This window comes from Streptomyces sp. OZ13, from assembly GCF_052068155.1.
Lineage (GTDB): Bacteria > Actinomycetota > Actinomycetes > Streptomycetales > Streptomycetaceae > Streptomyces.
The window spans coordinates 37547-63974 of sequence record NZ_JBQHCZ010000019.1; the positions used below are offsets into that span (position 1 = coordinate 37547).

The 26428-nt window shown below is 72.1% G+C and carries 25 protein-coding genes and 1 tRNA gene; 15 read left to right on the plus strand and 11 right to left on the minus strand.

The annotated features are described in order from the left end of the window. Positions 1 to 47 precede the first annotated feature (47 nt). A complete protein-coding gene (locus tag ACTMTU_RS31010) occupies positions 48 to 1274 on the minus strand; it encodes an extracellular solute-binding protein (RefSeq protein ID WP_441266745.1) in 1227 nt (408 codons plus the stop codon). Positions 1275 to 1607: 333 nt separating this feature from the next. Between ACTMTU_RS31010 and ACTMTU_RS31015 the strand changes: the two genes are divergently transcribed. The 3 genes from ACTMTU_RS31015 to ACTMTU_RS31025 all read left to right on the plus strand — a co-directional run bounded on the left by ACTMTU_RS31015 (position 1608) and on the right by ACTMTU_RS31025 (position 4795). After that, positions 1608 to 2540, plus strand: coding sequence for an ROK family protein (locus ACTMTU_RS31015; protein ID WP_441266746.1), 933 nt, complete (start codon positions 1608 to 1610; stop codon positions 2538 to 2540). Next, positions 2540 to 3742: an N-acetylglucosamine-6-phosphate deacetylase gene (gene nagA / locus ACTMTU_RS31020; protein WP_441266747.1), complete on the plus strand. Its 1203-nt coding sequence runs from the start codon at positions 2540 to 2542 to the stop codon at positions 3740 to 3742. Before ACTMTU_RS31015 ends, nagA begins: the two co-directional genes overlap by 1 nt. A 117-nt stretch (positions 3743 to 3859) precedes the next feature. Then, positions 3860 to 4795: a 1-phosphofructokinase family hexose kinase gene (locus ACTMTU_RS31025; protein ID WP_441266748.1), complete on the plus strand. Its 936-nt coding sequence runs from the start codon at positions 3860 to 3862 to the stop codon at positions 4793 to 4795. Between the two features lie 94 nt (positions 4796 to 4889). On the opposite strand, the gene ACTMTU_RS31030 is transcribed toward ACTMTU_RS31025, so the two are convergent. Together ACTMTU_RS31030 and cdgB are read right to left on the minus strand one after the other, a co-directional pair. Then, positions 4890 to 5864, minus strand: coding sequence for a carbohydrate-binding protein (locus tag ACTMTU_RS31030; protein ID WP_441266749.1), 975 nt, complete (start codon positions 5862 to 5864; stop codon positions 4890 to 4892). A gap of 163 nt (positions 5865 to 6027) precedes the next feature. Continuing rightward, positions 6028 to 7665: a diguanylate cyclase CdgB gene (cdgB, locus tag ACTMTU_RS31035; RefSeq protein WP_441266750.1), complete on the minus strand. Its 1638-nt coding sequence runs from the start codon at positions 7663 to 7665 to the stop codon at positions 6028 to 6030. A gap of 384 nt (positions 7666 to 8049) precedes the next feature. Here cdgB and ACTMTU_RS31040 point away from each other — a divergent pair, with 384 nt between their 5' ends. Beyond that, a complete protein-coding gene (locus ACTMTU_RS31040; RefSeq protein WP_441266751.1) occupies positions 8050 to 8550 on the plus strand; it encodes a flavin reductase family protein in 501 nt (166 codons plus the stop codon). Positions 8551 to 8593: 43 nt separating this feature from the next. Here ACTMTU_RS31040 and arfB read toward each other — a convergent pair whose 3' ends face one another. Continuing rightward, positions 8594 to 9028, minus strand: a complete 435-nt coding sequence (gene arfB, locus ACTMTU_RS31045; protein WP_307707111.1) for an alternative ribosome rescue aminoacyl-tRNA hydrolase ArfB — start codon at positions 9026 to 9028, stop codon at positions 8594 to 8596. Between the two features lie 196 nt (positions 9029 to 9224). Here arfB and ACTMTU_RS31050 point away from each other — a divergent pair, with 196 nt between their 5' ends. Then, complete coding sequence (locus ACTMTU_RS31050; protein WP_441266752.1) at positions 9225 to 9800, plus strand: TerD family protein; 576 nt, start codon at positions 9225 to 9227, stop codon at positions 9798 to 9800. 90 nt (positions 9801 to 9890) lie between these two features. Here the strand turns inward: ACTMTU_RS31050 and ACTMTU_RS31055 are convergent, their stop codons facing one another. After that, a complete protein-coding gene (locus ACTMTU_RS31055) occupies positions 9891 to 11300 on the minus strand; it encodes a M1 family metallopeptidase (RefSeq protein ID WP_441266753.1) in 1410 nt (469 codons plus the stop codon). 70 nt (positions 11301 to 11370) lie between these two features. After that, positions 11371 to 11910: a GlcG/HbpS family heme-binding protein gene (locus ACTMTU_RS31060; protein WP_441266754.1), complete on the minus strand. Its 540-nt coding sequence runs from the start codon at positions 11908 to 11910 to the stop codon at positions 11371 to 11373. A gap of 369 nt (positions 11911 to 12279) precedes the next feature. On the opposite strand from ACTMTU_RS31060, the gene ACTMTU_RS31065 reads away from it, so the two are divergent. The 4 genes from ACTMTU_RS31065 (at position 12280) to ACTMTU_RS31080 (ending at position 15468) form a co-directional block, all read left to right on the plus strand. Beyond that, a complete protein-coding gene (locus tag ACTMTU_RS31065) occupies positions 12280 to 13413 on the plus strand; it encodes a sensor histidine kinase (RefSeq protein WP_441266848.1) in 1134 nt (377 codons plus the stop codon). Further along, positions 13410 to 14033, plus strand: a complete 624-nt coding sequence (locus tag ACTMTU_RS31070; protein WP_441266755.1) for a response regulator — start codon at positions 13410 to 13412, stop codon at positions 14031 to 14033. The genes ACTMTU_RS31065 and ACTMTU_RS31070 overlap by 4 nt, the downstream gene beginning before the upstream one ends. 402 nt (positions 14034 to 14435) lie before the next feature. Further along, a complete protein-coding gene (locus tag ACTMTU_RS31075; protein ID WP_441266756.1) occupies positions 14436 to 14954 on the plus strand; it encodes a hypothetical protein in 519 nt (172 codons plus the stop codon). A 13-nt stretch (positions 14955 to 14967) separates the two neighbouring features. After that, on the plus strand, positions 14968 to 15468 hold the full coding sequence (locus ACTMTU_RS31080; RefSeq protein WP_441266757.1) for a hypothetical protein: 501 nt from the start codon (positions 14968 to 14970) through the stop codon (positions 15466 to 15468). A 17-nt stretch (positions 15469 to 15485) separates the two neighbouring features. On the opposite strand, the gene ACTMTU_RS31085 is transcribed toward ACTMTU_RS31080, so the two are convergent. After that, entirely contained in the window at positions 15486 to 16154 is a 669-nt protein-coding gene (locus tag ACTMTU_RS31085; protein ID WP_441266758.1) for a pentapeptide repeat-containing protein, read from the minus strand. Between the two features lie 120 nt (positions 16155 to 16274). Here ACTMTU_RS31085 and ACTMTU_RS31090 point away from each other — a divergent pair, with 120 nt between their 5' ends. Both ACTMTU_RS31090 and ACTMTU_RS31095 read left to right on the plus strand, forming a co-directional pair. Then, positions 16275 to 17471 (plus strand): FAD-dependent oxidoreductase, encoded by a 1197-nt coding sequence (locus ACTMTU_RS31090; RefSeq protein WP_441266759.1) that lies wholly within the window; start codon positions 16275 to 16277, stop codon positions 17469 to 17471. A 46-nt stretch (positions 17472 to 17517) separates the two neighbouring features. Then, positions 17518 to 18513, plus strand: a complete 996-nt coding sequence (locus tag ACTMTU_RS31095) for a zinc-binding dehydrogenase (protein WP_441266760.1) — start codon at positions 17518 to 17520, stop codon at positions 18511 to 18513. Between the two features lie 89 nt (positions 18514 to 18602). Here ACTMTU_RS31095 and ACTMTU_RS31100 read toward each other — a convergent pair whose 3' ends face one another. Continuing rightward, positions 18603 to 19073 (minus strand): N-acetyltransferase family protein, encoded by a 471-nt coding sequence (locus tag ACTMTU_RS31100; protein ID WP_441266761.1) that lies wholly within the window; start codon positions 19071 to 19073, stop codon positions 18603 to 18605. 168 nt (positions 19074 to 19241) lie between these two features. Here ACTMTU_RS31100 and ACTMTU_RS31105 point away from each other — a divergent pair, with 168 nt between their 5' ends. After that, on the plus strand, positions 19242 to 20633 hold the full coding sequence (locus tag ACTMTU_RS31105) for an NAD(P)/FAD-dependent oxidoreductase (RefSeq protein ID WP_441266762.1): 1392 nt from the start codon (positions 19242 to 19244) through the stop codon (positions 20631 to 20633). Between the two features lie 52 nt (positions 20634 to 20685). On the opposite strand, the gene ACTMTU_RS31110 is transcribed toward ACTMTU_RS31105, so the two are convergent. After that, positions 20686 to 20762 (minus strand) — tRNA-Thr (locus ACTMTU_RS31110). Between the two features lie 175 nt (positions 20763 to 20937). Between ACTMTU_RS31110 and ACTMTU_RS31115 the strand changes: the two genes are divergently transcribed. The 3 genes from ACTMTU_RS31115 (at position 20938) to ACTMTU_RS31125 (ending at position 23640) form a co-directional block, all read left to right on the plus strand. After that, positions 20938 to 22065 carry an ABC transporter ATP-binding protein gene (locus tag ACTMTU_RS31115; RefSeq protein ID WP_441266763.1) on the plus strand — a complete coding sequence of 376 codons (1128 nt, stop codon included), beginning with the start codon at positions 20938 to 20940 and terminating at the stop codon, positions 22063 to 22065. 229 nt (positions 22066 to 22294) lie between these two features. Further along, positions 22295 to 22717 carry a hypothetical protein gene (locus ACTMTU_RS31120; RefSeq protein ID WP_364590461.1) on the plus strand — a complete coding sequence of 141 codons (423 nt, stop codon included), beginning with the start codon at positions 22295 to 22297 and terminating at the stop codon, positions 22715 to 22717. 200 nt (positions 22718 to 22917) lie between these two features. Beyond that, positions 22918 to 23640, plus strand: coding sequence for a nucleotidyltransferase family protein (locus ACTMTU_RS31125; RefSeq protein WP_441266764.1), 723 nt, complete (start codon positions 22918 to 22920; stop codon positions 23638 to 23640). Positions 23641 to 23751: 111 nt separating this feature from the next. Here ACTMTU_RS31125 and ACTMTU_RS31130 read toward each other — a convergent pair whose 3' ends face one another. After that, a complete protein-coding gene (locus ACTMTU_RS31130; protein WP_441266765.1) occupies positions 23752 to 25290 on the minus strand; it encodes a DoxX family membrane protein in 1539 nt (512 codons plus the stop codon). 179 nt (positions 25291 to 25469) lie between these two features. Beyond that, positions 25470 to 26423, minus strand: coding sequence for a 23S rRNA (guanosine(2251)-2'-O)-methyltransferase RlmB (gene rlmB / locus ACTMTU_RS31135; protein WP_441266766.1), 954 nt, complete (start codon positions 26421 to 26423; stop codon positions 25470 to 25472). Between the last annotated feature and the right edge of the window lie 5 nt (positions 26424 to 26428).

The following is a 26428-nucleotide window of genomic DNA, read 5'->3' on the forward strand; positions in this document are numbered from 1 at the left end:
CCCACCGACGCCCGGACCGCCCTGTGGACGACGCCCGGCGCGCGGAGTCACTCCGCGCTCTCGGCCGCCCTGGCGTCCTGGGAGATCCGGTCCAGCGTGCGGGCGGGGCTGCCGCCCGGGCCCACGGCGTCGCCGATGTTCTTCTTGATGTTCTCGCTGGCCGAGGCCCACGACGTCTTGCCCACCGGCGGCAGCACGGAACCCGGCAGCACCTCCAGGAACTCCTTGAGGTCCGCGTGGTCCGGGTCCTTCTTCATCTCCTCCTGGGCGGAGACCGTCACCGGCAGCAGATCGTTCTGCCCGGCGAACTCCAGGACGTTCTCGTCCGTGAAGAGGAAGTCCAGGAACTTGCCGATCTCCGCGCGGTGGCCGTTCTGCTTGAAGCCCATGATCCAGTCGGCGACGCCCATCGTCGTGTCGGCGGCGCCGTTCCTGCCGGGGAGCGCGACCTTGCCCACGTCGATGCCCGCCTTCTCCGCGGCCTGGAGCAGCGAGGGGTGGCCGTTGAGCATGCCGACCTCACCCCGTGTGAACGCGGCGAAGGCGTCCTTGCGGTTGAGCTTGCCGGGGGCGACCGGGCCGGTGAGCTTCTCGTCGACCAGGTTCTCCTTCAGCCATTCGAAGGTGGCGATGTTCTGCTGGGAGTCGATCGCGTACCTGCCGAGCTCGTCGGTGTAGCCGCCACCGCCGCTGAGCAGCCACATCATCGTCTCCGCCTGGGCCTCCTCGGGGCCGAGCGGCAGGGCGAAGGGGTAGTCGACGTCGGTGTTCTGCTCGAGCAGCTCCGCGTCCTCCTTCAGCTCCTCCCACGTCCCGGGGGCGCCGCTGATCCCGGCGTCCTCGAAGAGGTCCTTGTTGTAGAAGAGCAGCCGGGTGGAGGCGACGAACGGCAGTCCGTACTGGGTGCGCTTCATCTCGCCCGCGTCGGTGAGCGGGGGAAGGAAGTTGGACTGGACAGGGATGGAGAGCATCTGGTCGGCGGAGTACAGCTTGTCCGCCGCGGCGTAGTCGGCGTAGGCGCCTATCTGCGCGATGTCGGGGGCCTTGCCCGCCTTGACCATCTCGGCGACCTTGCGGTCCACGTCGTTCCAGGACTCGATCTGGACGTCGACCTTGATGCCGGGGTTCTCCGCCTCGAAGGCGGCCGTCAGATCGGCCCAGTACTTCTTGCTGCTCTCACCGCCGGCGACGTCGTAGTCGGCGGCCACCAGCTTGAGGGTGACACCGTCCCCGGAACCGCTGGAGCTGCCGCAGCCCGCGAGCGAAACCGTCATTCCGAGTGCGGCGACAGCCGCTGTCAGACCCAAGAAGCGCCGCTGCACAGCTCTTCCCCACCCTCTGCTACCTAGTACGTGTTGTCCGTTTGTCCCAGTCGGTCCCCCGCGACGTCCTGTGAGATAGGGAGCGATCTTTCCCCATCCGGCGTACAAGGTCTACACCACTGCGGTCTCACTTTCACAACGCCCGCACAGCCCCGCGCGGGGTACGCGGCGCGCGGGGGGCGCCCGTGGCGGGCCTCGCGCCCGGCCCACGCGGTTTGTATGGCGTGGCAACAATCTCGGCGAGTGGACTAGACCTTTACCCGTTGTACGCGCCAGACTGTTCCCGTGAGACACGTCATCGCCCTCGATGTGGGCGGCACCGGTATGAAGGCTGCCCTGGTCGGGGCGGACGGCACGCTCCTGCACGAGGCACGGCGGCCCACCGGGCGCGAGCGCGGGCCCGACGCCGTCGTGGAGTCGATCCTCGGCTTCGCCGCCGATCTCCGCGCCCACGGCCAGAAGCACCTGGGGCAGGCCGCGGAGGCCGCGGGCGTCGCCGTGCCCGGGATCGTCGACGCCGAGCGCGGCATCGCCGTCTACGCCGCCAACCTCGGCTGGCGGGACGTCCCCCTGCGGGAACTGCTGAGCCGCAGGCTCGACGGCGTTCCGGTGGCGCTCGGCCACGACGTCCGCACCGGCGGCCTCGCGGAGGGCCGCATCGGCGCCGGCCGGGGCACCGACCGGTTCCTGTTCGTACCGCTCGGCACCGGCATCGCGGGCGCCATCGGCATCGACGGCACCATCGAGGCCGGCGCCCACGGCTGCGCCGGCGAGATCGGCCACATCGTCGTACGGCCCGGCGGCCCCGCCTGCGGATGCGGGCAGCGCGGCTGTCTGGAGACGCTGGCCTCCGCCGCCGCGGTCACCCGGGCCTGGGCCGGCGCCGCCGGCGACCCCACCGCCGACGCCGCCGACTGCGCCAGGGCGGTCGAGGCGGGCGACAAGGCGGCGACCAGGGTGTGGCAGGAGGCGGTCGACGCACTCGCCGACGGCCTCGTCACGGCGCTCACCCTGCTGGACCCCCGCACGCTGATCATCGGTGGCGGACTCGCCGAGGCCGGGGAAACCTTGTTCTCACCCCTTCGGGCGGCCGTAGAGGAACGCGTGACGTTCCAGAAGCTGCCCACGATCGTCCCGGCGGCCCTCGGGGACACCGCCGGATGCCTGGGCGCAGGGCTGCTCGCCTGGGATCTACTCGCCACGGAGGTAACCGCCTGATGGCCGCCAGCGCCGCTCGCGCCACGAGCACGGTCCACGCCAGGAGCCCGCACCATCCGCCGAGCACAGTCCTGGCCGGTGCCCGGGTGGTGCTGCCGACCGGGACCGTCGACAACGGACGCGTCGTCGTCGAGGGCACGAAGATCGTCACGGAGGCCTCCGCCGCGGAGGCGCATGTCCACGACCTTTCCGGCCACTGGGTGGTCCCCGGCTTCGTCGACATCCACAACCACGGCGGCGGTGGAGCCTCCTTCACCTCCGGCACCGCGGAGGACGTCCTGCGCGGCGTCATGACGCACCGGCGGCACGGCACCACCACACTGGTCGCCTCCACCGTCACCGGCGACATGGACTTCCTCGCCCACCGGGCCGGCTTCCTGTCCGAACTGGTCGAACAGGGCGACCTCGCGGGCATCCACTTCGAGGGGCCGTTCATCTCCCCGTGCCGCAAGGGCGCCCACAGCGAGGAACTGCTCCGCGACCCCGACCCGGCCGAGGTCCGCAAGCTGATCGACGCCGCGCGCGGAACCGCGAAGATGGTCACCCTCGCCACCGAACTGCCCGGCGGCATCGACTCCGTACGGCTGCTCGCCGAGCACGGAGTGATCGCCGCGATCGGCCACACCGACGCGACGTACGAGCAGACCCGCGAGGCCATCGACGCCGGCGCCACCGTCGCCACGCACCTGTTCAACGCGATGCCGGCGCTCGGCCACCGGGCCCCCGGCCCGATCGCGGCGCTGCTCGAGGACGAGCGGATCACCGTCGAGCTGATCAACGACGGCACGCATCTCCATCCTGCCGCGCTCGAACTGGCCTTCCGCAGCGCCGGCGCAGGCCGGGTCGCGTTCATCACGGACGCCATGGACGCCGCGGGCTTCGGCGACGGCCGCTACCAGCTGGGCCCCCTCGAGGTCGAGGTCAAGGACGGTGTCGCGCGGCTCGTGGAGGGCCATTCGATCGCGGGCTCCACACTCACGCTGGACACCGCCTTCAAGCGGGCCGTCACCGTCGACCGCATCCCGGTGGAGGACGTCGTCACGGCGATCTCCGCCAACCCGGCGAAGCTCCTCGGCGCGTATGACAGGGTCGGCTCCCTCGACCCCGGCAAGGACGCGGACCTGGTGGTCCTCGACGCCGACTTCGCCCTCAAGGGCGTGATGCGTCGCGGCGAATGGGTCGTCCGCCCCGAAGTGGGCTGACGGCGCGGCACCTCGCGGCAGGCGGTTGGACACCGGGTCTTGGGCCAACCGCCTTCCGTTTGGCATGATCAGGACCCGTACGAGCACGGCAAACGCGTTCTTCGGGGGTGTCCACGGGTGATCCTTACGGTCACGCTCAACGCCGCCCTCGACATCACCTACCGGGTGGCCGCCCTCACCCCGCACACCACGCACCGGGTCGGCGAGGTCGTGGAGCGTCCCGGCGGCAAGGGCCTCAACGTCGCCCGCGTGCTCGCGGCCCTCGGCCACGAGAGCGTCGTCACCGGCTTCGTGGGCGGAGCGACCGGGGCCGTGCTGCGCGGGATGCTCGCCCCGCTCGCACCGCACGACGCGCTCGTCGAGATCTCCGGCACCACCCGCCGCACCATCGCCGTCACCGACAGCGCCGACGGCGACACCACGCAGCTGAACGAGCCGGGACCCACCGTCCTGCCCGAGGAGTGGGCCGCCTTCCTCTCCTCGTACGACTCCCTCCTGCGCGAGGCCGACGCGGTCGCGCTGTGCGGCAGCCTGCCGCCGGGCATCCATGTCGGCGCGTACGCCGAGCTGGTGCGCCGGGCGCGCGCCGCCGAGGTGCCCGTACTCCTCGACACCAGCGGCGAACCGCTGCGCCGCGGCATCGCCGCCCGGCCTGATCTCGTCAAGCCCAACGCCGACGAGCTCGCGCAGCTCACCGGCTCACGGGAACCGCTCCGCGCCACCCGCGACGCCCGCCGCCGCGGCGCGCACACCGTGGTCGCCTCGCTCGGCCCGGACGGTCTGCTCGCCGCCACCCCGGACGGCATTTGGCAGGCGGCCCCGCCGGAGCCGGTGAAGGGCAATCCGACGGGCGCGGGCGACTCGGCGGTCGCCGGCCTGCTCTCTGGACTGGTCGCGGGGCTCTCCTGGCCGGAGCGGCTGTCCCGGGCGGTGGCCCTCTCCACTGCGACCGTGCTGGCGCCCGCCGCGGGCGAGTTCGACGCGGCCGCGTACGAGCGGCTGCTGCCGAGGGTCACCGTCGTCGAGCACGCGCCGTCCGCACCCGGGAAGTGACGGCGCGGGAGCCGGACCGGAAACGACTCGTCCCGGCTCGCGCGGGGCGCGGCCGGGACGGTGACGGGCGTACGGGCCGAGAGTGGGCCCGCGGTCAGCTCTTGCTCTGGCCGGCCTCCAGCCAGACCTGGTCGAGATAGGCCTCGCACTGGTTCCCCTGCTCGCAGGAGATCTTGAGGTCGTTCTTGCCCTTCTCCAGGTTCACGAAGGCGTAGGTGTTGGTCCAGCCCTTCTCCCAGTCGCCCTCCGCGGCCTTCGCGAAGTTCGACATGTTGAGCTCGCGGGGCTGTCCGCCGTTGATCGTCAGGGAGGTCTTGGCGTCCTTGCCGGGCACGCTGTACGTGATGTACATCGTGTAGGCGCCGGCCTCCGGGACGTCCACCGACCAGCCGGCGGAACCGCCGACACCGTTGAACATCACGTACGCGCCGTCGGCGCCCTTCGCACCGGGCACGTCCTTGGCGAGCGCCGCCGGCGGACCCAGCGTCAGCGTCGCCGCGTCCTGCTTGGGCAGCTCGACGGGCGGCTCCGACTCGTTCTCGGTCGGCGACGGCTTCTCCTGGACGGTCTCGCCCGCGGACGGGGTGGTGCCCCCGCCGCCCTGGCCGGCCGTGTCGTCCTTGTCGCCGTTGCTGGTCATCAGCGCCGCGGCGATGCCGATCACCACGACCGCGACGACCGCGATCGCGCCGATCAGCAGACCCTTGGTGTTGGGGCCGCCGCCGCGTCCGCCGCCGTGGCCGCCGGGCTGGGCCGGGACCTGACGCGTCTGGGCGGAAGCCCCGGGGTACGTCTCCGGTGCTGCGTACGCGGCCGTCGGCTGCTGGCCGTAGCCGGGCTGCTGGCCGTACGCCTGCTGGTGCGGGACCTGCTGGCCGTACTGCCGTTCACCGACCGTCCGGACCTGGTTGTACGAGGTGCGGGGGACCCCGGGCTGCGCGGCCGGACCGGGGTAGCCGTAGCCGCCCTGGCGCGGCGGCGTGGCGCCTGCCTGCTGCCCGTCGGCGTACAGGTAGCCGAACGGGTCGTCGTCCTCGGGCTTGCTCGCGCCGTTGTTCCCGGCCGTCATCCCAGTCACTCCTCACCATCTCGTCAGCACAACGCTGACGCGAGGCGAGCCTACCCGGTTCCACTCACCCCATCGGGTGTCGTGGGCCTCATCCGGTGGGACCGCGGCCGGTCACCAGGCCGGTCGCGGCCGGGTGTGATAGGTCACCCGGCCCAACGGGTGATCAGCCGGCCCTGCGGTGGACCTTCGAACGGGACCGCTTCTCGATGTACATCCGCTGGTCCGCGGATTGCAGGACCTCTTCGACGGACATCCCGCAGCTCGCCCAGCCGATGCCGAAACTGGCACCCACCCGCACCCCGCGGCCGCCCACCCGGATGGGCAGGATGATCGCGTTCCGCAGGCGTACGGCGAGATCGGCGGCGTCCGCCGCGCCGAGGCCGTCGGCGAGGACGACGAACTCGTCACCGCCGAGCCTGGCGACCGTGTCACCGTCCCGTACCCCGGTGGTGAGCCGGCGCGCGACCTCGACGAGAACGGCGTCACCGGTCTGGTGCCCGAAGCGGTCGTTGATCGACTTGAAGCCGTCAAGGTCGCAGAAGAGGACCGCGAGCCCCTTGGCGCCGTCGTCGATCTCGCTGTCGGGCGCGACGGTGTGGATGTGGTGGTCGTAGGGCCGCCCGCCGACCGTGTCGAAGTCGAAGCCGTCGCTCCGGAAGCCGCGGTCGGTCTCGTACGCGGCGTCGAGCGCCTCGATGTCCGTCGCGTACGTCGCGTGCGGCCGCTCGCACAGGCGCGAACTGAGCCGGGCGCGCAGCTCCGCGCTGTTGGGCAGGCCGGTGAGCGCGTCGTGCGAGGCGCGGTGGGCGAGCTGGAGCTCGTGGCGCTTGCGGTCCTCGATGTCCTCGACGTGCGTGAGGAGGAAGCGGGGCCCGTCCGCCGTGTCGGCGACGACCGAGTTCCGCAGCGACACCCATACATAGCTGCCGTCCCTGCGGCCCAGCCTGATCTCCGCGCGTCCGCCCTCGGCGGAGGTGCGCAGCAGGGTGCCGACGTCCTCGGGGTGGACGAGGTCGGCGAAGGAGTAGCGGCGCATCGCGGAGGCGGGGCGACCCAGCAGCCGGCACAGGGCGTCGTTGGTGCGCAGCAGGCGGCCGTGCTGGTCGCCGCCCATCTCGGCGATGGCCATGCCGCTGGGCGCGTACTCGAACGCCTGACGGAAGGATTCCTCGCTCGCGCGCAGTGCCTGCTGCTCGCGCTCGAGGCGGACCAGGGCGCGCTGCATATTGGCTCGAAGTCGTGCGTTGCTGATGGCGATCGCGGCCTGGGAGGCGTACATCTGCAACGCCTCCTGACCCCAGGGGCCGGGACGGCGGCCGTTGCGCGGGCGGTCCACGGAGATCACGCCGAGCAGTTCGCGCCCGCCGCCGGACGCGTACATCGGGGCGTAGAGCCGGTCCTGCGGGTGCCATTCGTCGTCGAAGCGGGGCTCGGGGCCGTCGGTGTGCCACTGGGGCACGTCGTCCTCTATGAGGACCCAGCCCTCGGTGTGCGGGATGAAGCGCAGGTCGCCCCAGGCTTCGCCCATGGACAGGCGGCGGTCCCAGGAAGTACGCGAGCCGACCCGGCCGGTGATCAGGGCCTCGGCGGCGGCGCTGCCGGCGAAGGCGGCGACGACGAGGTCACCGTCGGGGCGCACCAGGTTGACGCAGGCCAGTTCGTAGCCCAGTCCGGCGACGATTCCGTCGGCGACGGTCTGCAGGGTGTCGGCCAGGCTGCGGGCCGTGTTGAGGTCCGCGACGACCCGGTGCAGCTGCCGCAGGGTCGCAAGACGGACATAGGGCTCCGACTCGGTCTCCATCGCTCGCTCTCCCCGAGACCTCGACAGCAAACTCCAGGGCGTCTGATTGGCGTACTTGTAGCGGTATCCCGGCCACTGAATCACAGCGAGCAGCTCACCCGGTACACAGGGTCAACAAATACTGGGCTCTGTGACTCAAGTCACATCAGGTGATGAAGGGTCAGATGCTGACCGGTCGGACACACCGTAGCTTTCTTGAAGTCAATTATTGAATGCAAAACCATCGGGACGTACCCATGGTTACTCATGGTGGTCGGCCCGCGGTCCTAGGACCCGGCTGGTCCCGGAGCCCGATGCGGCGGCGGAACGGCCGACACTAGCGTTCCTTGTGTGTTGCAGACGACCCCCGCTCCCGCCACTTCCGCCATCCCCCATCCTGAGGGGGTGAGCAATGAGGAATTCCGTGCCGCCATGTCCCGTCTGGCCGCCGGCGTGGTGCTGGTCACCGCGCACGACGCCGACCACGGGCCTCGCGGCGAGGACGCCGGCATGACGGCGACGGCCTTCATGTCCGTCTCCCTCGACCCGCCACTGGTGCTCGTCAGCCTGCGCAACGGCTCACGCATGGACGACCTGCTCGCGGAACAGCCGCTGTGGGGCGTCTCGGTCCTCACCGAGGGCCAGCGGCAGATCGCCGGCCGGTTCGCCATGAAGGGCCGGCTCAGCGACCGCCTGCTCTTCGACGACCTGCCCCATGAACGCGGCGAGATCTGCGGGGCGCCTCTGGTGAAGGGCGCGCTGGCGACCCTCGAATGCCGCACGGAGCGGCGGGTGGAGGCCGGCGATCACACACTGGTGATCGGTCATGTCCTGAAGGTGGGCCTCTCCGACGTGGTCGCCGGGCCCCTGACGTACTTCCGGGGGCGGTACCGGCACCTGGGCTGAACGCGCCGAGGTGCGCGCGCCGGTCGAGGTGGTGCGCGGCGCGCTACCAGTCGCGGCCGGAGCGGCCCCGCTTGGTCTCCGCGCGCTGCTTCTTCTCCCGCAGCCTGCGCTCGTTGATGCCGCGCGGGATCTTCGTCGCCCGGCGGGGCCTCGGGGGCGGGGCGGTCGCCTCGGCGAGCAGGGACGCCAGCCGTACCGCCGCGGTTTCACGGTTCCGCCACTGAGAGCGGTGCTCCGAGGCGCGTACGGCGATCACACCGCCCACCATCCGGCTCGCGAGCCGCTCCAGCGCGCGGTCCTTCCAGACCGGCGGCAGCGCCTCCGTCCTCGCGAGATCGAAGCGGAGCTCCACCTGCGAGTCGCTGGTGTTGACGTGCTGGCCACCGGGCCCCGAGGACCTCGAGAAACGCCACATGAGCTCGGCCTCCGGCAGGGAGACGGAGCCGCGGATGATGTAGGGCCCGGACATGTCATCCATCGTCCCGCGCCCCGGACACGCCCGTCACCCTCTTTTCTCCCCGACCGTATCCGCGTCCGCGTCCGGCCCCGCTCGCGGTGCGTGGAACCGGCCCCCGGGGGATGGAACCTGACAGTCCCCTGCCCGCGTTATGACCTGTGACGGTAGCTTCGGGAGGACCCGTAGCCCGCAGATCCGAATTGAAGGGGACTTCCCAATGGCAGTAAGCCTGTCCAAGGGCGGCAACGTCTCGCTCACCAAGGAGGCCCCGGGCCTCACCGCCGTCACGGTCGGCCTCGGCTGGGACGTCCGCACCACCACCGGCACGGACTTCGACCTCGACGCGTCCGCGATCGGTGTGAACAGCGCGGGCAAGGTCGCCTCCGACGCCCACTTCGTCTTCTTCAACAACAAGGCGACGCCGGACCAGACCATCGTCCACACCGGCGACAACCGCACCGGCGAGGGCGGCGGCGACGACGAGCAGATCAACGTCAACCTCGCGGGCCTGCCGGCCGACGTCGACAAGATCGTCTTCCCCGTCTCGATCTACGACGCCGTCTCCCGCAGCCAGAACTTCGGCCAGGTGCGCAACGCCTACATCCGCATCATCAACCAGGCCGGTGGCACCGAGATCGCCCGCTACGACCTCAGCGAGGACGCCGCCGTCGAGACCGCCATGGTCTTCGGCGAGCTCTACCGCAACGGCGCCGAGTGGAAGTTCCGCGCGGTCGGCCAGGGTTACGCCTCCGGCCTCGAGGGCATCGCCCGCGACTTCGGCGTCAACCTCTGACCTGACGTCACTTCGGCGTCGGCGTACGGCCTGACGTCCTGACACGGTCGTTCGACAGGGCCCCGGCCGCGAGCCGGGGCCCTGTCGCGCTCACGGGCTCCGGGGCTTGTCGTCCCCGTACAGCCACACCTTCCACAGCTCCGTCAGGTCCTTGCCCGACCTCGCCTCCGCATAGGCGGTGAAGTCGCCGGTGGAGGCGTTGGCGTGACGGTACTTCCGCGCCCAGCCGCGCGCGATCTTGAAGAACACGTCGTCGCCGACGGCCTCGCGGAGCTTGTGCAGCACCATCGCCCCGCGCCCGTAGACCGGCGCCGCGAAGATGTCCTCGGCGCGCGGCGGCACGGCCGGGGCGAAGGCCCAGTTCTCCTGGTCCGCGAAGGCGTCCTCGAAGCTCTCCCGCACCGGCGTGTCCCCGGCCTCCGCCAGCCACATCCACTCGGCGTAGGTGGCGAAGCTCTCGCTCAGCCAGATGTCCCGCCAGGACGCCGGCGTCACCGAGTTGCCGAACCACTGGTGGGCCAGCTCATGGACGAGGGTCTCCTCGTCGAACCGGTCCAGCGGGAAGACCGGCCGGCTCTGCGTCTCCAGCGCGTACCCGACCTCCCCTGCGGGCACGACGACCGCTCCCGCCGACGAGAACGGGTACGGCCCGAACTTCTCCGTCCCCCACTCGACGATCCGCGGGAGCCGGCGCAGCAGCGCCGCACTCTGCTCCGTCGCCGCCGGATCGACGGCCGTCACGACGGGCAGCCCGGCAGCCGTGCGGGTGGTCGCCGTACGGAAGTCGCCGACCGCGAGCAGGACCAGGAAGCTCGCCATCGGCTCCTCGGAACGCCAAGTGAAAACGGTCCGGCCGCCCTTGGTGCGCTCACCCGCCGGCTCGCCGTTGGACACCGCCTCGTAGCCGTCGGGAACGGTGACGGTGATGTCGTACGCGGCCTTGTCCGCCGGGTGGTGGTTGCCGGGGAACCACGCCATGGAACCGACCGGCTGGCCGACCGCGAGGGCGTCACCGTCAGCCGCACGCAGCCAGCCCTCCTTGGAGCCGTCGGCGTCAGTGACCGTCTGCGGGACCCCGGTGTACCGGACGACGGTACGGAACTCGGCGCCCTTGTCGATGTCCCGGCGCGGACGCACCGTCAGTTCCGTACCGGCCCGGTTGACGGCGGCCTCCGCGCCGTCGACCGTCACACGCTCCACCGTCATCCCGCGCAGGTCGAGGTGGAATGCGCTCAGGTCCTGGGTGGCGAGCGCCGTGAGCTCCGCGGTGCCCCGGAGGCGGCCGTCGCGGGGGTCGTAGCCGAGGGTGAGTCCGTAGTGCCGGACGTCGTAACCGCCGTTGCCGAGCCGGGGGAAGTACGGATCACGGAGCCCCGCGGCGCCCGGCGTTCCGCGCACGCCCGCACCGTCACCGGAGCAGCCCATGGCGGCGGCCGCGACCAGCAACAGGGCGAGGGCGGTACGCAGAAGGGCGGGGCGGCGGGAGAGGTGCGGGTCCACCCCGAGATCCTAGGCAGGCGGCACCCCTGGGCGGGTCCCGAACAGGCCGGCCCCGGGGCGGCCCGCCCGGTCAGCGGCCGAGCGCGGCGGCGCCTGCCTGGGCGAACTTCTCGTCCAGTTCGCCGCTCGGCGCGCCCGCCACACCGATGCCGGCGACCGGAGCGCCCTTGGCCTGCACCGGCACCCCGCCGCCGAGGAACAGCGTCCCCGGGATGTCCTTCAGGTTCGGGGCCTGCTCCAGCCTCTTGACCAGCTCGGAGGTGGCGGCGTTCCAGGACACCGCGGTGTACGCCTTCTTCTCCGCCGACACGTACGACTGCGGGCCCGCGCCGTCGCCGCGCAGGGTGACGATCGTGTTGCCGTTCCGGTCGACGACCGCGACGGTGACGCGCTGGTTCTCCTGCTCCGCGGCGTCGAGAGCGGCCTGCGCGGCCCTGGTGGCCGCGTCGATCGTCAGGTGCGTGGACTGCTGAAGGCTGCGGGACGAGACGTCGGCGGTGACGGCGGCCTTGGTCTCCGCGGCCGGGGCGGAGGCGTTCGCCGCTACGGCGCCGAACGTGCCGGCGGCGACAACGGCTGCGGTGGCGGCACCGATCAGGGTCTTCTTCATCCGGGTGGCTCCTTCATGCGGGCGGCTGTTCCGCCGTGGCTCTCGCTCTGCCATCGATCCTCCGGCCGCCAAGTGCCCGGTACGGTCCACGCTCCGGCTGCCCTTGGCGCGCATGATGGACGACGGGCGTGTCAGCCGATCGGTTGATGCCTCCATGGGTCCGCCGGGCCACCATGAAGAAGCAGGCCCAGGTCAGGGGCCTGGTCGGTCGAGGAGACGACGGTGGACGAGGAACAGGGCAGGGGCGGAGCCCCGGAGCGGGTACGGCCCCGGGAGCGGACCCGCCCGCGGGTGCCGGACCGGCACGGCGGGCCCGCGGGCGGGCAGCACGGCGAGCAGGACCCCGACGCCCGGTGGCTGGCCGGTGTGATGCACGCGGCGTTCTTCCTGCTGCTCGGCGCCTCGCTCGTCCGCTATCTGCTCCGCCACCCCTGGGAGTTCCGGTCCCCGTGGATCATCGGGCTCTCGGTGACCCTCGCCGTCCTCTACACGGTGGGCCCCGTGTTCGGCCCGCGCGCCACCCCCCGCCGGCTGATGTGGCTGGTCACCGTCGTGGCCGTCTGGGTGGTCCTCGTCCTCCTCGCCCCGAGCTTCGCCTGGTGCGCCGTGCCCCTCCTCTACACGGGACTGCGCGCGCTGCCGACCCGAGCGGCGATCGCAATGGTCGCCCTGCTCACGGTGTTCGTCGTCGCCGCGCAGCTTCAACTCGCGCAGGGCGGCTTCGACCCGAACCTGGTCATCGCGCCGCCCGCCGTCGCAGCCGTCGCCACGGCCGTCTTCGTCCACGCGGAACGGCTCGCCGACCGCCGGCGGGCACTCATCGACGACCTGGTCCGCACCCGCCGCGAACTCGCCGCCACCGAGCGCCGTGAAGGCACTCTCGCCGAACGGCAGCGGCTTTCCATGGAGATCCACGACACCCTCGCGCAGAGCCTGTCCAGTCAGCAGATGCTGCTCCAGGCCGCGGACCGCACCTGGGACAGCGACCCGTCCGCCGCCCGCGGCCATGTCCGCACCGCCGAGTCCATCGCGGAGCGCAGCCTCGCCGAGGCCCGCCGCTTCGTCCACGACCTGGCCCCGGCCGACCTCGCCGAGGGCGGAAGCCTCCCAGAAGCACTCCGGGCGCTCGCCGCCCGGGAGTCCACCGACGCCCTCCCCGTCCGCTTCCACCTCGACGGCCCGCCCGCACCGCTGCCCGACCGGGTCCAGTCCGCGCTGCTGCGTATCGCCCAGGGCGCGCTGGCGAACGTACGGGAGCACGCAGGTGCCACCGCCGCCACGCTGACCCTCACGCTCATGGGCGACCAGGTCGTCCTCGACATCGCGGACGACGGACGCGGCTTCGACCCCGCCGCCGGCCGCTCCTCCCCCGGCGTACGCGGACACGGTCTGCCCGCGATCAGGGCACGTGTCGAACAGCTCGGCGGCACCCTCACCGTCGAGTCCGCACCCGGCGAAGGCACCGTGCTGTCCGCCGCGATCCCGTTGGAGGCCCGCTCATGACCGCCGTACGGATCCTGCTCTGCGACGACCACGTCGTCGTCCGCGCCGGACTGCTCGCGCTCCTCGGCAGCGAGCCCGACATCGAGGTCGTCGGCGAGGCCGGCAGCGGCGAGGAGGCCGTCGCGATGGCCGCCAAACTGAAGCCGGACGTCGTCCTGATGGACCTCCAGCTGGGCGCCGGCATCGACGGCGTCGAGGCCACCCGCCGTATCGCCTCTCCCGGCACCCATGTGCTGGTCCTGACCACGTACGACACGGACGCGGACATCACCCGGGCCATCGAGGCCGGCGCGACCGGCTACCTCCTCAAGGCGGAACGCCCCGAGGAGCTGTTCGCGGCGATCCGCGCGGCCGCGCAGGGCCGCACCGCGCTGTCGGCGCCCGTGGCGAGCCGGGTCATGGACCGTATGCGCGGAGCCGCCGCCCCGTCGCTGACCGACCGGGAACGCGACATCCTCGGCCAGCTGGCACACGGCCTCGGCAACCGCGAGATCGCCCGCGCCCTGTTCATCAGCGAGGCGACCGTGAAGACCCACCTGGGCCGTATCTACGCCAAGCTCGGCGTGGACACCCGGGCGGGCGCGGTGGCGGTGGCGAAGGAACAACGCCTGCTGCCGTGACACCGGGCGACGGCGACGGCCCCGCTGCCGCGGCGGCTGCGGCCGCCAGGACCGGCTAGGGCTTGAGCTGCCTGCGGCGGTGGCGGCTGCGGCACCGGGTCTGCCTGCGGCTGCGTGGCGGCCCCTGAACCGGCCCCGGACCGGCCGCGGCTGCGACCCCCGCGGCGACACCGGAACCGGACTTGGCCGACTCCGGCCGGCTGCGGCTCCGACTCCGGGTCTGCCTGCGGCTGCGTGGCGGCCCCGGACCGGACGCGGCTGCGACCGCCGCGGTGACACCGGAACCGGCCCCGGACCGGCCGCGGCTGCGACCCCCGCCCCCGTCGTCTCCGCCGTGCGGCGGAGACGGTCCGCCGCGCAGGAGGAAGCGTCACCTCAACCCCCGCGGCCATCGTGGTTGTCATGACCGCTTCGACCGCATCCTGCCGCCCGTCGGACCCGCCCACCGCCACCGTGCCGGCGCTCGCCCCCGCTCCTCGCTGGGCGCGCCGTGCCGCCCACGCCATCGCCCTGTGCGCCCTGCCCTCCGGTCTGTGGCGCATCGCCATGGCGAGCGGTGTCTACGTCGGCTACAGCGACCAGGTCCTGCGCGACGCCTTCGGCATCCCCGGCTGGGGCATCGCCTACGTCGTCGGCCTCGCCGTCGTCTCCGAGCTCGCCGCCCTGTTCCCCCTGCTCCTGGTCAGCGACCGGTGGCAGCCGCTGCGCCCCCGTACTCTCGCCGCCCTCGCCTGGACCGCGTCCGCCCTGACGGTCCTCTTCGCGCTGTGGCAGGTGGTGGTCCTGTTCACCGTGGAGAGCCGGACCTACATGTCGGGCACCGCCGAGACCGTCTGGGCCTTCTTCTTCGGGCCGCTCGCCGCCGTCCCCTTCCTGCTGACCGCCGTCACCTGGTCGTACAGCAGGCGCCGCCGGGCATGACACCATCGACCACGTGCTCGACATCGGCTACTCCCTCTCGCGCCGCTTCCCCGACCCGCCGCAGACCGACTACCGGCGCGCGGACGTACAGGCGCTGCGCCACGACCTCTTCTGCGGTGACGTCTATCTCGCCGACACCGAGAAGGACCGGGAGGTATCCACAGCCTGGGGATGGGTCCCGGTACTCGACTTCGCCTGGGCCCTGTGCGACATCGTCGAGCAGCTCGACCGCGACCCGCTCGGCAGCCGCGCGTCGAAGCCCCGGTACGCCGAGCTGGACTTCACGGAGTCCAGCGACCGGATGCTCTTCGAGCGCCGCTTCGGATGGGTCGACGTCGAGGCCGACTGGATGCCCGGCGACGAGCCGCCGATCACCTTCAGCCACGCCGAACTCCGCCGTGAGGCCCGCGACTTCCTGCACGACCTGATCGCCGACCTCACCGACATGCACGAGGGCCTCGGCGACAACCCGGTGATCTGGGACCTCCAGGCCCGCTTCCCCCGCACGGCCTGACCGGCCGGGCCCGGCCGCTACTCCACCCGCACACCGATCTGCGCCGCGAACGCGGGTGCCAGCTCCAGCAGTTGCCCCGGGCTGATCACCGCCCCCGCCAGCCGCTCCACCCCGCGTGCGATGTCCAGCTCCGCCGCCCCGCGCAGGTCGACGTCCTTCATCCGCACCCCGGTCAGATCGACCCGCCGCAGCACGCAGTCCCGGAACTCCACCCGCTCCAGCCGCGCGCCCCCGAAGTCCGCCTCCGACAGCACGCAGCCGTGGAACACGACGTCCGTCAGTCCCGCCTCCCGAAGATTCAGATAGTCGATCTTGCCGCCGCGCAGCACCACCCCCGTCAGCGACGCCCCGTGCAGCTGCGCCCCGCCCAGCCGCGCTTCACGCACCTCCACGTCACGCAGCGAGGCCCCGGCGAGATCCGCCCCCACCCCGCGGACCCCTTCGAGCACGCAGTCCACGAAACGGGCCTGCGTCAACTGCGTCCCGTCCAGGACGCAGTCCGTCAGCGCGCAGTCGATGAAGCGGGCCCCCGCCCCCTGCTGACCGCCCAGGTCCAGTCCCTCGAACCGCAGCCCGTCGTAATCCCCGTCCGGCTCCAGTGCGCCGCCGCCGAACTCCTCGAGCCGCGGCAGCCGCACCTCGGTCACCCTCGCCGCCGCCACTGCCGCTCTCCGCGCCTTCGCCATTCCCCCATGGTGACGTGCGCCACTGACAACGGCTTCGCGCCCGTCCGATGTCACATCCCCCGGCCCCCGATCCGTCGCAGCCGTGAGAGCGACGAGCCGAACATCCCGGGAGAGACAGCCATGCATGAGATCACCGTCATCGGCGGCGGCTTCGCCGGCCTCACCGCGGCCATCACCGCCGCCGAGTCCGGCGCCCGTGTGTCCCTGTACGAGGCCCACCACACCCTCGGGGGACGCGCCCGCACCAGCGACGGCCCCTACCGGACCAATGACGGCCCCCACGCCCTCTACAACCGCGGCCCTCACTGGACCTGGCTGAAGCAGCGCAACCTGCTCGGCCCCCTCGCGCCCCTGCCTCCCCTCGAAGGAGCACGCTTCCGCTTCCGCCGCGACGGCGCGCTGCGCAGGACCCCGCCCCTCGGAATGCTCAGGCTCGCCCGCCGTCCCGCCTGCTCGGCCCCCGTCGACACCGACTTCCTGACCTGGGCGACGACCGTCGCGGACGAGCACGCCGCCCGGGCGGCCGCCCACTACATGGGCGTCGCCCTCTTCCACCACGACCCCGGCTCGCTCTCCGCCGCGTTCGTCCACGAACGCCTCCGACGTGCCACGGCCCTGCCGCCGGAGGCCCACTACCCGCGCGGCGGCTGGGGGCAGGTCGTCGAGCGGATGGCCGCCCGCGCCTGGGACCTGGGCGTACGCATCGAGACCACGTCACGCGTCGACGCCCTGCCCGAAGGGCACGGCCCCGTCATCGTCGCCACCACCCTCGACGCGGCCCGCCGCATCCTCGGCGACGACACGCTGCGCTGGACCAGCGGCCGCACCACCCTGGTCGACCTGGCGCTGCGGACCCGGCGCGGCGACGCGTTCGTGGTCTCCGACCTCGACGCCCCCGGTTGGCTTGAACGCTTCACCGCCCAGGACCCGACCCTCGCCCCTGCCGGGCAGCAGCTGGTGCAGGGACAGCTCCCCATCGCCCCCGACGCGTCCAAGGCCGACGGAACCGCCCACGCGGAGGCCCTCCTCGACCTCGGGTTCCCCGGCTGGCGGGAGCGGACCGTGTGGCGGCGCGAAGCGCTCGCCAACGGCCGTACCGGCGCCGTCGACCTGCCCGGCACCACCTGGCGCGACCGTCCCGCCATCGACCGCGGTGACGGCGTCTACCTCGCCGGGGACCAGGTGGCAGCGCCGGGGCTGCTCTCGGAGGTGTCCTTCAACAGCGCGCTGGAGGCGGTCTCGCTCGCGCTGCGCGGCAGCGGCAGCGGCAGCGCGCACCGGTCGACCCGCAACCGCCTTGACGTCAAGCGCGCTTGAGGTTGAAGAGTGGGCCCGACGACCCCACCACAAGGGAGCCCACACCATGCACGCCGTCCGCCTGCACGCCTTCGGCCCCGCGGAGAACCTGACCTACGAGACGGCCGACGACCCCGTACCCGGCCCCGGCCAGGTACGGATCGCCGTCGCCGCCGCCGGTGTCCATCTCCTCGACACCGCGCTGCGCGAGGGCGCGCAAGGCCCGTACCCGGTCGCCGTGGAACTGCCGACGATCCCCGGCCGCGAAGTCGCCGGCGTCGTCGAGTCCCTCGGCGAGGGCACCGACCCCGCCTGGCTCGGCAAGCGCGTCGTCGCCCACCTCGGCATGGCGCCCGGGGGCTACGCCGAACTCGCCGTCACCGGCGCGGACCGACTCCACGAGATCCCCGGAGAACTCGACGAGGCGGCGGCCGTCGCCATGATCGGCACCGGAAGGACCGCGCTCGGCATCCTCCAGTACACCGACCTCGGGCCCGACGACATCGTGATCGTCCCCGCCGCCGCGGGCGGCATCGGCACGCTGATCGTCCAGTACGCCAAGAACGCCGGCGCCACCGTCGTCGGCCTGGCCGGCGGCCCCGCCAAGACCGACCGCGTACGCGACAACGGCGCCGACCTGGCCGTCGACTACACCCGCCCGGACTGGCCCGACACCGTACGCGGCCACCTCGGCGACCGGCGTGCCGGTGTCGTCTACGACTCCGTCGGCGGCGAGGCCGGCCGCGCCGCCGTGGACCTCCTCGGCAAGGGCGGCAAGCACATCGTCTTCGGCTGGTCCAGCCAGGGCATCCTCTCCGACAGCCCGCTGACCCTCACCGCGGAGGAACTCGCAGAACGCGGCATCACCTCACAGGGCGTCCTCGGCCCCGCCATGCTCGAGAAGGCCGGCGGTCTGCGCGCCCTCGAGAGCCGCGCCCTCGCCGAGGCCGCCGCCGGCCGGCTCCGCCCCGCCGTCCAGCGCTACGCCCTGGCGGACGCCGCCGACGCGCACCGCGCCCTCGAGACACGCGGCACCGTCGGCAAGGTCGTCCTCGTCCCGTAAGACCCCGCCCCGTCACGTCCTGGTCCCGTGGTGACGTCCCGGCCCCCGGTGTCCAGGACCCGTGGTCCCCGGACCCATCAAAGGGAGGATCAGGCTCCGAGGCTCTTGAGCGCCCCGTCGGTCAGCCGGTAGACCGTCCACTCGTCCTGCGGCCGTGCCCCCAGCGACCTGTAGAAGTCGATCGACGGGGTGTTCCAGTTCAGCACCGACCACTCCAGACGCTCGTAGCCGCGCTCCACGCAGATCCGCGCCAACTCCGTGAGCAGCGCCTTCCCGTGGCCGCCGCCCCGAAGCCCCGGCCGCACGTACAGGTCCTCCAGGTAGATCCCGTGCACACCGCGCCACGTCGAGAAGTTCAGGAACCACAGCGCGAAACCGGCGACCTCGCCGTCCTCCGTCTCCGCGATGTGCGCGAACGCCGCGGGCCACTCACCGAACAGCGCCTCACGCAGCTGCTCCTCGGTCGCGTTCGCCTCGTGCAAGGCCTTCTCGTATTCGGCGAGCTCCCGGACCATCTCGTGGATCACGGGCACATCGGCGGGTGCGGCAGTACGAATCATGCGCCCAGCCTGCCCTTACGACCGCTCGTCGCGCCAGAAGATTCCACGGAGCGGACCACCGCCCGCCCGGCCGCCGCCCATGCCGCCGCCCTACGTCGCGGAAAGCGCCCCGGAGCAGTACATTCCCGCCACACGGCCCACCCAACGGCAGGGAAAGCAGCGACCCACATGAACACCGTCAACGGCGGCATATCGTTCTGGTACGCGCAGGACGGCGTCCCCGTCCCCCGCGAACCCCTCCCCGGCGACAGCAGCGCCGACGTCTGCATCGTCGGCGGCGGATACACCGGCCTGTGGACCGCGTACTACCTCAAGAAGGCCGTCCCGTTCCTCAACATCACCGTCCTGGAAGCCACGTTCTGCGGGTACGGCGCCTCGGGACGCAACGGCGGCTGGCTCTACAACGGCATCGCCGGACGCGACCGCTACGCCCGGCTCCACGGCCACGACGCGGCCGTACGCCTCCAGCAGGCCATGAACGACACCGTCGACGAAGTCGTCCGCGTCGCCGGCGAGGAGAAGATCGACGCCGACATCCACAAGGGCGGCGTGCTCGAGGTCGCCCGCACGCCCGCCCAGCTCCAGCGCCTGAAGGACTTCCACTCCGTCGAGATCGCCTTCGGCGAGAAGGACCGTGTCCTGCTCGGCGCCCGTGAGACCGCGGAACGCGTCCACGTCAGCGGCGCCGTCGCCGGCAGCTGGACCCCGCACGGCGCCCGCCTGCACCCGGTGAAACTGGTCAAGGGCCTGGCCGCCGCCGTGGAGGCGCTCGGCGTCACCGTCCACGAGTCGACGCCCGTCACGGAGATCAGGCCCAAGCACGCCGTCACCCCGTACGGCACCGTCCGCGCTCCCTACATCCTGCGCTGCACCGAGGGGTTCACCGCGTCCCTCAAGGGCCAGCACCGCACCTGGCTCCCCATGAACTCCTCCATGATCGTCACGGAGCCGCTCCCGGACGACGCGTGGGACGAGATCGGCTGGTCCGGCCGCGAGACCCTCGGCGACATGGCCCACGCCTACATGTACGCCCAGCGCACCGCCGACAACCGCATCGCGATCGGCGGGCGCGGCGCCCCCTACCGCTACGGCTCGCGGACCGACAACGACGGACGCACCGGCCCCGCCACCGTCGAGGCGCTGCGCGAGATCCTGATCCGCTTCTTCCCCCGGCTCGCCGGCGCCCGGATCGCCCACGCCTGGTCGGGCGTCCTCGGCGTCCCCCGCGACTGGTGCGCGACCGCCACCCTCGACCGCTCCACCGGCCTCGGCTGGGCCGGCGGTTACGTCGGCTCCGGCGTGGCCACCTCCAACCTGGCCGCCCGCACCCTGCGCGACCTGATCCAGCAGGACTCGGGCCAGTCGGGCCCCACCGACCTGACCGCGCTCCCCTGGGTCAACCACAAGGTCCGCAAGTGGGAACCGGAACCCCTGCGCTGGCTGGGCGTCCACACCCTCTACTCCGCGTACCGCAGGGCCGACCGGTACGAGGCCACCACCCACACCCCGACGACGGCCCGCCTCGCGACCCTGGCGGACAAGATCTCCGGCCGCCACTGACCGGACACGGCGAAGGGCCCCCGGACGGTCTGTCCGGGGGCCCTTCGCGTGCTGGAGCCTCCTGTCGGAGTCGAACCGACGACCTCAAGATTACAAGTCAAGCGCTCTAGCCAACTGAGCTAAGGAGGCAGCGAGAGAAGTGTAACCAACGCCCGCGCCGCCCCGGCGGGATTTCTCCCGCCACCGGCTACTGACAGATCCCCGATCGCCAGGTAGCGTCACGGCAGGTTCACACCGTTGGACCAGACCACTCCCTTACTCGGATCGTCCGGCACGTTCCTGCCGGTGAAGGAGACACATCAGCATGGCTACTGTCACGTTCGACAAGGCGACCCGGATCTACCCGGGCTCCGAGAAGCCCGCCGTCGACCAGCTCGAGATCGAGACCGAGGACGGCGAGTTCCTCGTCCTCGTCGGGCCGTCCGGCTGCGGCAAGTCGACCTCCCTGCGGATGCTCGCGGGTCTCGAGGACGTCAACGGCGGATCCATCCGGATCGGCAACCGCGACGTCACGCACCTGCCGCCGAAGGACCGGGACATCGCCATGGTGTTCCAGAACTACGCGCTCTACCCGCACATGACCGTCGCCGACAACATGGGCTTCGCGCTCAAGATCGCCGGCGTCAACAAGAGCGAGATCCGCAAGAAGGTCGAAGAGGCCGCGAAGATCCTCGACCTCAGCGACTACCTGGACCGCAAGCCGAAGGCCCTCTCCGGTGGTCAGCGCCAGCGTGTCGCGATGGGCCGCGCCATCGTGCGTGAGCCGCAGGTCTTCCTCATGGACGAGCCGCTGTCGAACCTGGACGCCAAGCTCCGTGTCTCCACCCGTACGCAGATCGCGAGCCTGCAGCGCCGCCTCGGCATCACCACCGTGTACGTCACGCACGACCAGGTCGAGGCCATGACCATGGGCGACCGGGTGGCCGTGCTGAAGGACGGCCTGCTCCAGCAGGTCGACTCGCCGCGCAACATGTACGACCGTCCCGCCAACCTCTTCGTCGCCGGCTTCATCGGCTCCCCGGCGATGAACCTCGTCGAGGTCCCGATCACCGACGGTGGCGTGAAGTTCGGCAACAGCGTCGTCCCGGTCTCCCGTGAGGCCCTGTCCGCCGCCGCCGACAAGGGCGACACGACCGTCACGGTCGGCGTCCGCCCCGAGCACTTCGACGTCGTCGAGCACGGCGCCGGTGACACCAAGACCCTCTCCAAGGACGCCCCGGCCGGCCTCGCCGTGTCCGTGAACGTCGTGGAGGAGCTCGGCGCCGACGGCTACGTGTACGGCTCCGCCCAGGTCGGCGGCGAGCACAAGGACCTCGTCGTCCGCGTCGGCGGCCGCGCCGTCCCGGCCAAGGGCAGCGAGCTCCACGTCGTGCCGCGCTCCGGCGAGATCCACGTCTTCTCGACGTCGACGGGCGAGCGCCTCAGCGGCTGACCCGCCGAGCGGCCGGGCCGCGAAGCACAGCAGCGACGAAAGGCCGGGCCCCGCACTTCGGTGCGAGGCCCGGCTTTTCGGGTAATTGGGCAAATAAGCCACCAGAAGCGGATGTTCGGCCCATTTCCCCGACCGGCGTCAACACGGTAATCGAAAGGCGCGGTCGAACCATCCCTCGCGTGAGTGACTAAATGTCGCCAAATCATCACTGGCCGCTACGCTCGCGACCGTGACCCACACAGCCCGCCGAATCGGCCGCACTCTCGCCCTCGTTCTGCCTGTCGTCCTGGTGCTCTCCGGAACCCTCGCGGTCACCGCCGTCCCGTGGGCAGGGCAGGCCACCCAGTCGCAGATGCTCACCGCCTCCTCGGAGAACGTGTCCGTACGCGCCAAGTCCCGTGCCCCGCAGGACGTTCTGCGCGACCGGCTGCTCATGGAGCTGCAGACCAAGGACCCGGGTGTCGCGCTCACCCACCTCCAGCGGGAGATCGAGGCGCGCCCGTCGCTCGCCGAGCACTGCATGTCCCTCGCGCGCGCCCTCGGCCGCGCCGCGGTGGACCTCTACGGTCCGACCCGCGCCCAGTCGTTCTCCCGGCCCGTCTGCGACACGTCTTTCGCCACGGGCGTCGCGCAGCAGGCGCAGGGCTCCTGACGGCCGTCACGGACAACGAGGGCCCGGGGACACGCCGCCGGGCCCTGACCGCCTCCGGGGCGGTCCTGCACCCCATGGGCCGCCTCCACGCCGCACACAGTCACTGACGCCGCCCTGCACGGCCACTGACGCCGACCCGCACGGCCACTGACGCCCTCCCGGGCCCAGGGCAGGCCGGCCCGCCGCATATCGTTCAGGCCATGCAAACGCCTACGTTTCCGACGCAGGCCGTTGTCCTGGCGGGCGGCCAGGGCTCTCGGCTGCGCCCGTACACCGACGACCGCCCCAAGCCGATGGTCGAGATCCCGGGGACCGGCACCCCGATCATCGGCCACCAGCTTGCCTGGCTGGCCGAGGAGGGCGTGACCGACGCCGTGGTGTCCTGCGGCCATCTCGCGGAGGTCCTCCAGGAGTGGCTGGACAGCGCGGTGCTTCCCCTGCGCGTCAAGACCGTTGTCGAGACGGAGCCCTTGGGCCGTGGCGGCGGCCTCAAGTACGCCGCGGCCGCCCTGCCGCATCCCGATCAGCCCTGGTACGCGACCAACGGCGACATCTGGACCCGCTTCTCGCTGCGCGAGATGGCCGCCTTCCACGCCGAACGCGACGCCGCGGCGACCCTCGCGCTCGCGCGTCCGCGCATCCCCTGGGGTGCCGTGGAGACGGACGCCTTCGGGCACATCACGGACTTCATCGAGTCGCCGCCGTCGCCGTATCTGATCAACGCGGGCGTGTACGTCTTCTCCGCGGAGTTCACGGGGCTGCTGCCCGATGTGGGTGACCATGAGCGGACGACGTTCCCGCGGCTGGCGCGCGAACGCCGGCTGGCCGGCTTCCCGTTGCCCAACGGGGCCTACTGGCGGGCGATCGACACGGCGAAGGATCTGACGGAGGCGGCCAAGGAGCTTTCCACGCAGGTGCGTTGACGTTCCCGCAAGTGCGTTGACGTCCCGTGCCTCCGGCCGAACGGGCGAAGGGGCGGCCACCGGAAGATTCCGGTGGCCGCCCCGTCTGTTATGCCGCGGACGGGCGGGGGTTCAGCCGAGCAGGCCGCCGATCACGCCGCCGCCCTCGTCGGAACCGCCGGTGCTGCCGCCAGAGCCGTCGCCGGTCGGGCCGCCCGAGCTGCTGCCGCCGGTCGAGGTCGGCCCCGTGGTGCCGGAGGAAGGCGGAGGGGCGGGCCGGGAGCCGCTGGGCGACTGCGTGCCGCTGCCCTGCGTCTCGCTGGGCGTACCGGCGACCTGGCCGCTCTCCTGGACGGTCTCCCGCGTGGGCGTGGACGCCGCTTCCCTGGGCTTCTCGGTGGGCCTGCTGGCAGACGGGGAGGGCTTCTCCTTGCGCGGGCGGGGTGAGCCCGCGCCGGTTCCCGACTCCTTGGGCAGCGGGGCTCCGGGCAGGTAGTTGGTCGGGTTCTGGTTCGGGCCGGGCACGGTGACCATGTCGTTCGAGCGGACGGCGCCGCCGAGGATCGAGCCCACGAGCATCGTGAGCCCCACGACGACCGCGGCGACGAGGCCGCCGCGGCGCAGGACGCGCCGGCGCAGGTCCCAGAGTTCGGAGCGGGGCCCGAGGGTGCGCCAGGCCTCGCCGGCGAGACGGCCGTCGATCGAGTAGACGGGGGCGCCGGCGATGATCAGCGGCGACCACGCCGCCAGGTAGATGAGGTCCGGCGTCTCGTAGACGGGGACCGACCGCCAGCTCACGGTCATGATCAGCGCCGCGGAGAGCAGCGCGCCGACGACCGCCGCGACGCGCTGCCACAGCCCGAGGACGGTGAGGACGCCGACGATGACCTGGAGGAAGGCGACGGTGAGCCCGGCGCCGACCGGGTGGGCGAGCGCGAAGTCACGCATCGGCTCGCCGAGGGCCCACGGGTTCAGGGCGTTGAGCCACTTGACCATGGAGCCGCGGTCGCCGCCGTCGAAGTAGACGGGGTCGCAGAGCTTGCCCATGCCGGCGTAGACGGAGATGAGGCCGAGGAGCACCCGCAGCGGCAGCAGCACCACTCCGAGGTTCATCCGGCGGCCCGGGTAGTAGGCGTGCCGCACGGAGTCCGCGCCGTGGCGCTGCGGAGAGCGACGCCGGGCATGTTCCCGCTCGAAGCCCTCGTCGTCGTACGCCTCGACCTCGTAGGTCCCCGCGTCGTACGGCTGCTGCTCGTGGGACGGGCCGGTGTCGTAGGAGTCGTAGGCGCCGACGGCCTGCCGCATCGGCGGCAGCAGCGGCCTGTCCCGGCCGGGGCCGCCGGGGGCGGGGACCGTGGGGGCCGCCACGGTCTCGTCGAGGTCGACGCGGGGCATGACCTGGGTGGCGCCCGCGCTGTAGGGATCGTGCTCGAGGGTGGAGTTGCGTACGGCCTGGAGCAGCCCGGTCGCCCCGGAGTCCCCGGGAGCCGACCTGCCGCTCCATACGACGGGCGCCCTGCGCGGCCGCGCCGCCGCACCGGCTCCGGCGAGCGGGGCGAGGCGCACGGTGTCCGCCAGGGAACGTACGGGGCGCGGGCTCCGGGCGAGCTGCACCCGGAAACTGGCGTGGCTGACGATGACCTGCGCGGGATCGCAGTCCACCTTCACCATGCTCAACGCAGGCTGATCATCGAACCCGGACCGGGGCGTTCTGGTGTCCACACTCATCTAACCGAGTGATGCGTGTTTAGGGCACGGCCGTGACGGGCCCGATCTGTCCGAGACCCGTCAAGCGTTCCTTATCGACCGGTTTACACCCACGGCCGTCCGAAAACGGCCCAATACGGTCCTCAGGCGCGCCGCTTGGCCGCCTCGTACAGGACGACACCGGCCGCGACACCGGCGTTGAGGGACTCCGCGCCGCCCGGCATCGGGATGCGGACCAGGTAGTCGCAGGTCTCGCCGACGAGACGGGACAGACCCTTGCCCTCGCTGCCCACCACGATGACCAGCGGCCCGCCGAGAGCCTCGAGGTCGCCGACCTCGCTCTCGCCGTCGGCGGCCAGGCCGACGACGGTCAGACCGGCCTTCTGGTACGACTCCAGGGCGCGCGTCAGGTTGGTCGCCCGCGCGACCGGCGTACGGGCGGCGGTGCCGGCGGAGGTCTTCCAGGCGCCCGCGGTCATCCCCGCGGCGCGGCGCTCGGGGACGACCACGCCGTGGCCGCCGAAGGCCGACACGGAGCGGACGACGGCGCCCAGGTTACGAGGGTCGGTGACACCGTCGAGGGCGACGATCAGCGGGTCCTCACCGTCGTCGAACGCGGCGGCTGCCAGGTCCTCCGGGTGCGCGTACTCGTACGGCGGGACCTGGAGCACCAGGCCCTGGTGGTTGAGCCCGTTCGTCAGCCGGTCGAGCTCGGGGCGCGGCGCCTCCATGATGTTGATGTTGCCGCGTCCGGTGGCGAGCTGGAGCGCCTCGCGCACCCGCTCGTCGTTGTCGATGAACTGCTGGACGTAGAGCGTGGAGGCCGGCACGCCGTCGCGCAGCGCCTCGAAGACCGGGTTGCGGCCGACGACCATCTCGGACGTGCCCTTGCCGCCGCGGCGGGCGACGGGCCGGCGGCCGGCGGCCTTTCTCGCCTGTGCGTTGGCGACCCGGTTCTTCTTGTGTCCCTTACGGGCGGAGGCGGGCGGCGTCGGGCCCTTGCCCTCGAGACCGCGGCGACGCTGGCCACCGCTGCCGACCTGCGCGCCCTTCTTGTTGGACGTACGGCGGTTCCTGCGCTGGCTGTTCCCGGCCATGACTT